We start from the raw sequence: 8,422 nt of genomic DNA, 5'->3' as shown, positions 1-8,422 counted from the left end.
GCGGCGCCGGCCACCTCGGCCCCCTACCGCGGCGCGCTGCTCCCGGTGCTCGCCACCCTGTTTCTGGGGGGTTCCCCCCCCCGGGGGTTGGTCGGGGGGGGGGGGGGCCCCCCGGGCCGGGGGCCCCCCCCCGGCCGTCATGACGAGGCGGCCAGATATTCGTCGATCGTGCGGCGCATGAACACCGAGGACTCCTTCGCCCGCTCCTCCCAGGCGAACACACAGGCGGTCAGGGTGCCGTCGAAGCCGCTGTCCCGCAGCTCTCGGAAGAGTTCGTCGAAGTCGACCTCGCCCTGCCCGATGTCCAGGTGCTGATGGATGCGGGCGGGGGTGCCGGGCGGGTTGAGGATGTAGCGGTTGCCGGAGGACGCGGTGTGGTCGAAGGCGTCGGCCAGGTGGACGTGGGTGAGCAACTCCCCCGCGTACCGGATGATGCCCGGGGCGTCGTTGCCGATGTGGAAGGTGTGCGGGGCGCAGTACAGGAAGCCGACGCCCGGGTGGTTGATGCCGCGGATCAGGTTGATCGCGTCATAGCCGTTCTCGATGAAGTCGTCGGGGTGCGGCTCCAGGGCGAGGTGGATGCCCTCGCGTTCGAACAGCGGCAGCAGTTCGTCGAGCGACTTCCAGAACTGCGCCTCGCTGCGGTCGCTCTGCTCGGGGCGGCCGTTGAGCTCGGAGATCATGCTGGTGACACCGAGGTCGGCGGTGATCTGGATCGCGCGTTTCCAGTAGCGTACGGCCGCCTGGCGGTCGTCCTCGTCCGGCCCCGACCAGCGGAACAGGGGCAGGACGGAGGAGATGCCGACGCCCGCGGAGTGCAGCGCCTTGCGGAACTTCGCGACCGTGCCGTCGTCGACGCGCGGGTGCCGGAAGAAGGGGATGAAGTCCTCCCGGGGGGAGAGCTCGATCCACTCATACCCCAACTCCGCTACGACGGCAGGGAGTTCGAGCAGCGGGACGTTGCGGATCATATAGGGGTCGAGGGCGATCTTCATGGTGTCGGCGGGTTTCCCTTCGCGGCGTGGCCTCAGAGGCGGGCAGCAGCGGACCGGAGGTTGTCGGCGGCCAGGCGCAGGCCCTCGATCTGGTCGAGCTCCTGGTCCTCGTGTTCGATGTTGACCGCCATGTCCGGGTCGACATCGCGCAGCGCCCGCAGGAATTCGGTCCAGAAGGCGGTGTCGTGGCCGCGGCCGACGGCGACGAAGTCCCAGGAGGCGTTCTTGGGCCAGCGGCTGAGGGTGTAGCGGCCGCCGAGGGAGACGGCGCCCGGCTCCTCGGCGCGGACGCGCTCGTGGCGGTGGTCGAGGACTCCGTTGATCTTCGCTTCCTCGTTGATCCGGGTGTCCTTGGCGGCGGCGTTGTACACCAGGCCGCCGAGGCGCCGTACGGCCGCGACCGGGTCGATGCCCTGCCAGAACAGATGGCTGGGGTCCAGCTCCGCGCCCACGTGGGTGGCGTCGATCTCGGTGGCCAGGCGCTCCATCGTGCCGACGTTGTAGACGAGGTTGTGGGGGTGCATCTCGATGCACACCTTCACATCGGCGTCCGCCGCGCGCGCCTGGATGTCCCTCCAGAAGGGGATCGCCACCTCGTTCCACTGGTAGTCCATGGCGTCGAGATAGGCGCTGTCCCAGGGCAGCACCGTCCAGGAGGGCAGCCGACCGCCGGGGTCGGAGGCGGGCAGCCCGGACATCGTGACGACCCGCTTCACGCCGAGCAGGGCGGCCAGTTCGATCGCGTCGCGCACGTCCTGGGCGTGCTTGTCGCGCACCTGCGGGTCGGGGTGGAGGGGGTTGCCGTTGCAGTTCAGCGCGGTGAGGGTGATGCCCTCCGCCGCGAACCGCGCGAGGTAGCCGTCCCGGGCGTCCTGGCCCGCGCGGATCTCGTCGATCGGCAGATGCGGGGCGGGCAGAAAGCCGCCGGAGTTGATCTCCGCGCTCTCCAGGCCGAGTTCGCGCAGGGTCCGCAGGGTCTCGGTGAGGGGCTGGTCGTGCAGGACGGCGGTGTAGGCGCCGAGCTTCATGAGGGGCTTCCTTACTGGACGGCGACGGACTTGCCGTCGGCGGTGGCGGAGGAGACGATCGCGTCGAGCACACGCAGGTTGTGCAGCCCGTCGGCGAGCGTGGGGCAGTGCGGCAGGTGGTTCAGGCCCGCGATCTGCTCCAGGAAGGCACGGGCCTGCCAGGCGAAGAAGTCGTTCTGTCCATGGCCCACGCTGGGGAAGTCCATGGGCAGCCCCGAGGCGATGTACGGGTGCTGGGGGCCGACGACGACGCTGCGGTAGCCGCTGGTGGCCGCGGGCAGGGAGGAGTCGGCGAAGGTGAACTCCGCGGGCCTGGCCATGTCGAAGGTGGCGGCGCCGCCCTCGGCGAACACCTCGAAGCCGAGGGAGTTCGCCAGCCCGCAGGCGACGCGGGAAACGGAGAAGGTGCCGACGGCGCCGGAGTCGAAGGTCGCGGTGAAGGTGGCGATGTCCTCGTTCTCCACGGGCTCTCGCTCCGCACTCACCTGGACGTCCGCCGAGTGGCCCACGGCGGTGCCCAGCGGCACCGGCCGGTCGGGCACCTGGGTGGACAGCACCGCGCCCCGCACACTGCGCACCGGGCCGCAGAAGAACTCGCCGAGGTCGACGAGGTGGCTGCCGATGTCGGACAGCGCGCCGGTGCCGGTGCCGCCGCGGTAGCGCCAGCTCATGGGCGCGTCGGGGTTGTGCCCGTAGTCGCACCAGTAGTGGCCGTTGAAGTGCTGCACCCGACCGAGCGGGCCCTCGGCCACCTGTTGGCGTATGGCGTTGATGGCGGGGGAACGGCGCAGGGTGAACCCGGTGGCCGCCACCCGTCCGCTCCGCTCCGCCGCCTCGACCATGGCCTGCGCGTCGGCCACCGTCGGCGCCAGCGGCTTCTCGCACAGCACATGCTTGCCCGCCGCCAGCAGCCCCTCCACGATCTCGCGGTGCAGGTGGTTGGCGACCACGACGCTGACCGCGTCGATGTCGGGGGCCTCGGCGATCGCCCGCCAGTCGGTCTCGGCGCGCTGGTATCCGTAGCGGCGGGCGGCGTCCCGGGCGAAGGGTTCATGGGCGTCGGCGACGGCGACCAGGCGGACCTCGGGCAGTCCGGCGCCGTACTGCGTGGGTGCCGCCCGGTAGCCGGCCAGATGGGCGCGGCCGGCCATGCCGGCGCCGATGACCGCCACCCCGATCGACTGTGTGGTCGTCACTGCGGTTCCTCTCCGGCGCGCAACCGCGCCGTGGGCTCTACTGATGCTTGCTTGACTTTGTCCGGTCAACAGATCTTTTTAAAGCGCTTTAAGTGCTGGTACTATCAGTCCGGTTTCCGGGGCGTGTCAAGGGTGTTGCGCCAGAAGAATCCAGCGGGAGAACACGTGAGCAAGGCAGACGGCACGGGCGGATCAGGCGCGGCCGCCGGTCGTACGGGGGCGGGCTCCCGCCCCCGACTGGAGGACGTGGCGGCCCGCGTGGGCCTGTCCACCGCCTCCGTCTCGCTGGTCCTGCGCGGCGCGCCCGGCCCCAGCGAACGCACCCGTCAGCGCGTCCTGAAGGCGGCCGCCGACCTGGGTTACCGGCCCGACCGCAACGCCAGCCTGCTGGCCCGCAGACGCACCCGGCTGCTCGGCGTCATGGTCAACATCCACAGCCCCTTCCACGCCGAACTGGTCGAGCATCTGCACACGGCCGCCGAGGCGGTCGGCTACGACCTGGCCCTGAGCACCCAGACCCGCACCCGCGGCGAGGACACCGCCGTGGACACCCTCCTCGCCTTCCGCAGCGAGGCGCTCATCCTCCTCGGCCCGGCCGCCCCCGCCGCCACGCTCACCGCCCTCGACCGGAAGGTGCCCGTCATCGCCGTCGGCCGCCGGATCACGGGCGCCGCGCTGGATGTGGTGCGCACCGCGGACGACGACGGAGTCGGCCGGGTCGTCGACCATCTGGTGGGCCTCGGCCACCGCTCGATCGCCTATGTCGACGGCGGCCGGGGCGTCATCGCCACCGACCGGCGCCGCGGCTACCGCACCGCCATGCGCCGCCACGGGATGGACGGGCACAGCCGTGTGCTGCCCGGCGACCACACCGAACAGTCGGGGGAACGGGCCGCCCGCCACCTCCTCGACGACGGCGAACCGCCCACCGCCGTGGTGGCGTTCAACGACCAGTGCGCCATCGGCGTCCTCACCGCCCTCACCCGCGCCGGGGTCGCCGTCCCGCGCGAGATGTCCGTGGCCGGCTACGACGACGACGCCCTCTCCCGGCTGAGCTGCTTCGACCTGACCACGGTCAGCCAGGGCGCCGAGGAACAGGCCCGGCGTGCGGTGGCCGCCGCGGTCGAGCGCCTCGACCAGGGGCGCACCACGCCCCGCGAGGTCGTCCTCCCGCCCCGGCTCGTGGTGCGGGGTTCCACGGGGGCCGTACACAAGGGTCGAAAAGACAACCGAAATTTTCGCTCCTGAACAGAGCCGCACACCCATTGACGCGCGGGATCCGAACTGGCGACACTTCGGGCCAGCAGTCCAACAGAATCCACCAGACTCCCACAGGATGTTTCATGGTGTCCCGCGCTGCCCGTACCCTCCTTCTGCCCTCGCTCGTCCTGTTCACGATGGTCGTGAGCATCCTCACCGCCCCGCCCAGCCCCGCACAGAGCGGAGCGCCGTCCGCGGCCCCGCGGGCGCCCCAGTACGCCGGCTATCTCTTCACCTACTTCACCGGTGAGGGGACGGCCGACGGCGAACAGATACGGATGGCGCTCAGCCGCGGCAACGACCCGCTGCACTGGCGCGAGTTGAACGCCGGCAAGCCCGTCCTCACCTCCTCCCTCGGCCAGAAGGGGCTGCGCGACCCGTTCGTCATCCGCTCCCCCAAGGGCGACAAGTTCTATCTGATCGCCACCGATCTGCGGATGTATCAGAACTCCAGCGGCTCCTGGGACCAGGTGCAGCGCACCGGCAGTAAGTCGATCATGGTGTGGGAGTCGACGGACCTGGTCAACTGGACCGACCAGCGCCTGGTCAAGGTCTCGCCGGACACGGCGGGCAACACCTGGGCGCCCGAGGCGTACTACGACGAGGAGCTCGGCGAGTACGTCGTCTTCTGGGCCTCGAAGCTCTACGCCGAGGACGACCCGAACCACACCGGCAACACGTACAACAAGATGCTGTACGCGACGACGAAGGACTTCCGCAGCTTCAGCGCGCCCAAGGTGTGGAACGACCCCGGCTACTCGGTCATCGACTCCACGGTCATCAAGGACAAGGGCACCTACTACCGGTTCACCAAGGACGAGCGCGACCCGTCCTCCGGCACGCCCTGCTCGAAGTTCATCACGGCCGAGAAGTCCACCTCCCTGACGGACACCTCGTACGACTTCGTCGCCGACTGCATCGGCAAGGGCGCGATCGACCGCGGCGAAGGGCCGACGATCTTCAAGTCGAACACCGAGAACAAGTGGTACCTGTTCATCGACGAGTTCGGCGGCCGCGGCTACATCCCGTTCGAGACCACCGACCTCGCCTCGGGCAAGTGGACGCCGTCCGAGAACTATCAGCTGCCCGCCAGCCCCCGGCACGGCACCGTGCTCCCCGTGACGCAGGCGGAGTACGACCGGCTGCTGAGCGCCTACCCGGCGTCTGCCGCCTCGCTCGCCGATGTCACGGCGCCAGGCCAGAACGGGTATGCCATCGTCACCGAGGCGAGCGGAAAGGTGGTGCTGCCGATGGATCCGAAGGCAGATCTCCGCCGGCTGGCGCCCCGCTTCGCGCTCCCGGCCGGCGCCACCCTCAGCCCGTCCTCCGGCACCCGGCGGGACTTCCGCACGGCGCGGACGTACACGCTGAAGACCGCCGACGGGACGACCCGCGACTGGACCGTCGAGGCGGTGCCGATGCGCAGCCCGGTGCTGCCCGGCCTGAACGCCGACCCGGACATCCAGTACTTCGACGGCCGCTACTGGATCTACCCGACGACCGACGGGTTCCGCGGCTGGAGCGGGACCAGGTTCACGGCGTACTCCTCGAAGGACCTGGTCAACTGGAAGAGCCACGGCGTCATCCTGGATCTCGGCCCCGATGTGAGCTGGGCGGACACCAACGCCTGGGCGCCCGCGATGGCCGAGCGCGACGGCAAGTACTACTTCTACTTCTGCGCCGAGCAGCAGATCGGAGTCGCGGTCGCCGACTCCCCCGCCGGTCCGTTCAAGGACGCGCTGGGCAAGCCGCTGGTGGCCAAGGGGCAGTTCGCCGGCCAGATGATCGACCCGGCGGTGTTCACGGACGATGACGGCCAGGCGTATCTGTACTGGGGCAACGGCCAGGCGTACGGGGTGCCGCTGAACGCCGACATGACGTCCTTCGACGCGTCGAAGGTGCAGAAGTTCACCCCGGAGAACTTCCGGGAGGGCTCCTTCGTCGTCAAGCGCAAGGGCACCTACTACCTGATGTGGTCCGAGGACGACACCCGCAGCGAGGACTACCACGTCGCCTACGCCACCGGGGCCACACCGCTGGGCCCGTGGACCAAGCGGGGCACCATCCTCTCCAAGCGCCCGGAGTACGGGATCAAGGGGCCCGGCCACCACTCGGTGGTCAACGTCCCCGGCACGGACGACTGGTACATCGCCTACCACCGGTTCGCCGTGAACGGCCCCGGGAAGGCGGGCGGCGACGGCACCCACCGCGAAACCACCCTCGACCGCATGGAGTTCGCGGCCGACGGGACGATCAAGCCGGTGGTGCCGACCCTGGAGTCCGTCACCCCGGTCCGCGGCCGCTGACCGGTTCCCGGGGGCGGTGCGGATCGGACACCGCCCCCGGGCCCGGACCTCAGGCCACGGGCTCCTTCTCCCGCGCCTCCGCCACGGGGGCGGGGCGAGCCAGCAGGCGGGCAGTCAAGAGGGCGCCGATCACCAGGACCAGCGTGCTGATCGCCAGCGCGAGGGCATAGCCGTTGTCGAAGGCGTCGCGCGCCGCCTCCAGCAGGGAGTCGGCCTGGTCGGCGGGGAGCCGGGCGGCGGCCGCGTGGGCCTGGTCCAGGCCGTCCTCCGCCGCGGCGGGCGCGCCGGCGGGCAGGTGGACGGTGGCGGTGTAGAGGGAGCCGAGCAGGCTGCCGAGAATCGCGACGCCGGACAGGCTGCCGAGCTCGTACGACACCTCCTCGACGGAGGCGGCCATCCCGGCCCGGTGCGCGGGCGCGTTGCCCATGATGGCGGCCGAGGCCGCGGTCATCGCCAGGCCCATGCCGGCCCCGAGGAGCAGCAGCCCGGGCACCAGCCATGCGGGATGGTCGGGGATCGGCAGCGGGATCGGCGCCGCGCCCGGGGTCAGCAGCAGGACCAGCAGCGCTCCGGCGGCGCTGACCAGCAGCCCGCCGACGATCAGCGGCCGGGGGCCGTGGCGGTGGACCAGGCCGCCCGCGACCGCTCCGGTGGGCAGTGAGCCGGCCGCGACCACCGCCACCAGCAGCCCGGTCTCCAGCGGGCCGAGCCCGACGACCAGTTGCAGCCGCTGGGTCAGGACCAGCTGGATCCCGGCGATCCCGAACATCGCCAGCGCGGCAGCGACGATCCCGGACATGATGCGCGGATCGCGCAGCAGCGCGAAGTCCAGCAGCGGATGCTCCTGGCGGCGCTGCCGGCGGATGAAGAACACAAAGCCGACCGCCGCGACCACCAGCGCCACGGCGATGTGCGTCGCCTCTCCGCCCGGCCTCGCGGCCTCCTTCACGGCGTACACCAGCCCGACCAGACCGGCCATGACCTGCGCGGACGCGATCGGGTCCCAGGGCTTGTCCGAGCGGCCCGAGGCACCGGGGGCGAGGATCGCCCCGGCGACCAGGGCGACGGCCACCACGGGGACGTTGATCAGGAAGGCCGAGCCCCACCAGAAGTGTTCCAGCAGCAGTCCGCCCAGGATCGGGCCCAGCGCGATGCCGATCACCGACACCGTGCCCCAGATGCCGATCGCCACATTGCGCTCCCGCTCGTCCTCGAAGGTGGTGCGGATCAGCGAGAGCGTGGCGGGCATCATCGCGGCCGCGCCCACCGCGAGAAACGCCCGCGCCGCGATGAGCACGGCGGCCGACGGGGCGAACGCCGCCACCGACGAGGCGATGCCGAACAGGGCCAGGCCGGCGAGGAACATGCGCTTGTGGCCGACGCGGTCGCCGAGCGTGCCCGCGCCCAGCAGCAGGCCCGCCATCACCAGCGGATACGCGTTGATGATCCACAGCTTCTGCGAGGCGGTCGCGTGCAGATCCTCGGTCAGCGTGGGGAGCGCCGTGTAGAGGACCGTGTTGTCCACGGAGATCAGCAGCAGCCCCACGGATACGGTCGCCAGCAGCCACCAGCGTCGCGCACCGTTCATCGTCCACCCGTCCCGTCCATGTCGCATACCCGCAACTGTACCATCCAGA

At 70.9% G+C, this 8,422-nt stretch carries 6 protein-coding genes; 2 read left to right on the top strand and 4 right to left on the bottom strand.

Annotated features, from left to right (window positions below; all coding sequences use genetic code 11):
• Positions 1 to 137 precede the first annotated feature (137 nt).
• Genes ACH4S9_RS28850 through ACH4S9_RS28840 form a run of 3 tightly spaced genes read right to left on the bottom strand, consistent with a single transcriptional unit; the run spans position 138 to position 3,219 of the window.
• A complete protein-coding gene (locus ACH4S9_RS28850; protein WP_311723257.1) occupies positions 138 to 995 on the bottom strand; it encodes a sugar phosphate isomerase/epimerase in 858 nt (285 codons plus the stop codon).
• 32 nt (positions 996 to 1,027) lie between these two features.
• Positions 1,028 to 2,023, bottom strand: coding sequence for a sugar phosphate isomerase/epimerase (locus tag ACH4S9_RS28845; RefSeq protein ID WP_311723258.1), 996 nt, complete (start codon positions 2,021 to 2,023; stop codon positions 1,028 to 1,030).
• A gap of 11 nt (positions 2,024 to 2,034) precedes the next feature.
• Positions 2,035 to 3,219: a Gfo/Idh/MocA family protein gene (locus tag ACH4S9_RS28840; RefSeq protein WP_398374431.1), complete on the bottom strand. Its 1,185-nt coding sequence runs from the start codon at positions 3,217 to 3,219 to the stop codon at positions 2,035 to 2,037.
• 165 nt (positions 3,220 to 3,384) lie between these two features.
• On the opposite strand from ACH4S9_RS28840, the gene ACH4S9_RS28835 reads away from it, so the two are divergent.
• A complete protein-coding gene (locus ACH4S9_RS28835) occupies positions 3,385 to 4,467 on the top strand; it encodes a LacI family DNA-binding transcriptional regulator (protein ID WP_398374430.1) in 1,083 nt (360 codons plus the stop codon).
• Positions 4,468 to 4,562: 95 nt separating this feature from the next.
• Complete coding sequence (locus ACH4S9_RS28830) at positions 4,563 to 6,785, top strand: family 43 glycosylhydrolase (RefSeq protein ID WP_398374429.1); 2,223 nt, start codon at positions 4,563 to 4,565, stop codon at positions 6,783 to 6,785.
• A 49-nt stretch (positions 6,786 to 6,834) separates the two neighbouring features.
• Here the strand turns inward: ACH4S9_RS28830 and ACH4S9_RS28825 are convergent, their stop codons facing one another.
• Positions 6,835 to 8,400, bottom strand: a complete 1,566-nt coding sequence (locus ACH4S9_RS28825; protein ID WP_398374428.1) for an MFS transporter — start codon at positions 8,398 to 8,400, stop codon at positions 6,835 to 6,837.
• Between the last annotated feature and the right edge of the window lie 22 nt (positions 8,401 to 8,422).

Source organism: Streptomyces sp. NPDC021225 (assembly GCF_044332865.1).
Lineage (GTDB): Bacteria > Actinomycetota > Actinomycetes > Streptomycetales > Streptomycetaceae > Streptomyces.
This window is presented reverse-complemented; position numbering and strand designations above follow the sequence as displayed.

What these genes read in the sequence shown, in the direction of transcription:
- ACH4S9_RS28830 (WP_398374429.1), top strand. Translation starts at nt 4,563, where the DNA reads ATGGTGTCCCGCGCTGCCCGTACCCTCCTTCTGCCCTCGCTCGTCCTG.
- ACH4S9_RS28825 (WP_398374428.1), bottom strand. Translation starts at nt 8,400, where the DNA reads ATGCGACATGGACGGGACGGGTGGACGATGAACGGTGCGCGACGCTGG.
- ACH4S9_RS28845 (WP_311723258.1), bottom strand. Translation starts at nt 2,023, where the DNA reads ATGAAGCTCGGCGCCTACACCGCCGTCCTGCACGACCAGCCCCTCACC.
- ACH4S9_RS28850 (WP_311723257.1), bottom strand. Translation starts at nt 995, where the DNA reads ATGAAGATCGCCCTCGACCCCTATATGATCCGCAACGTCCCGCTGCTC.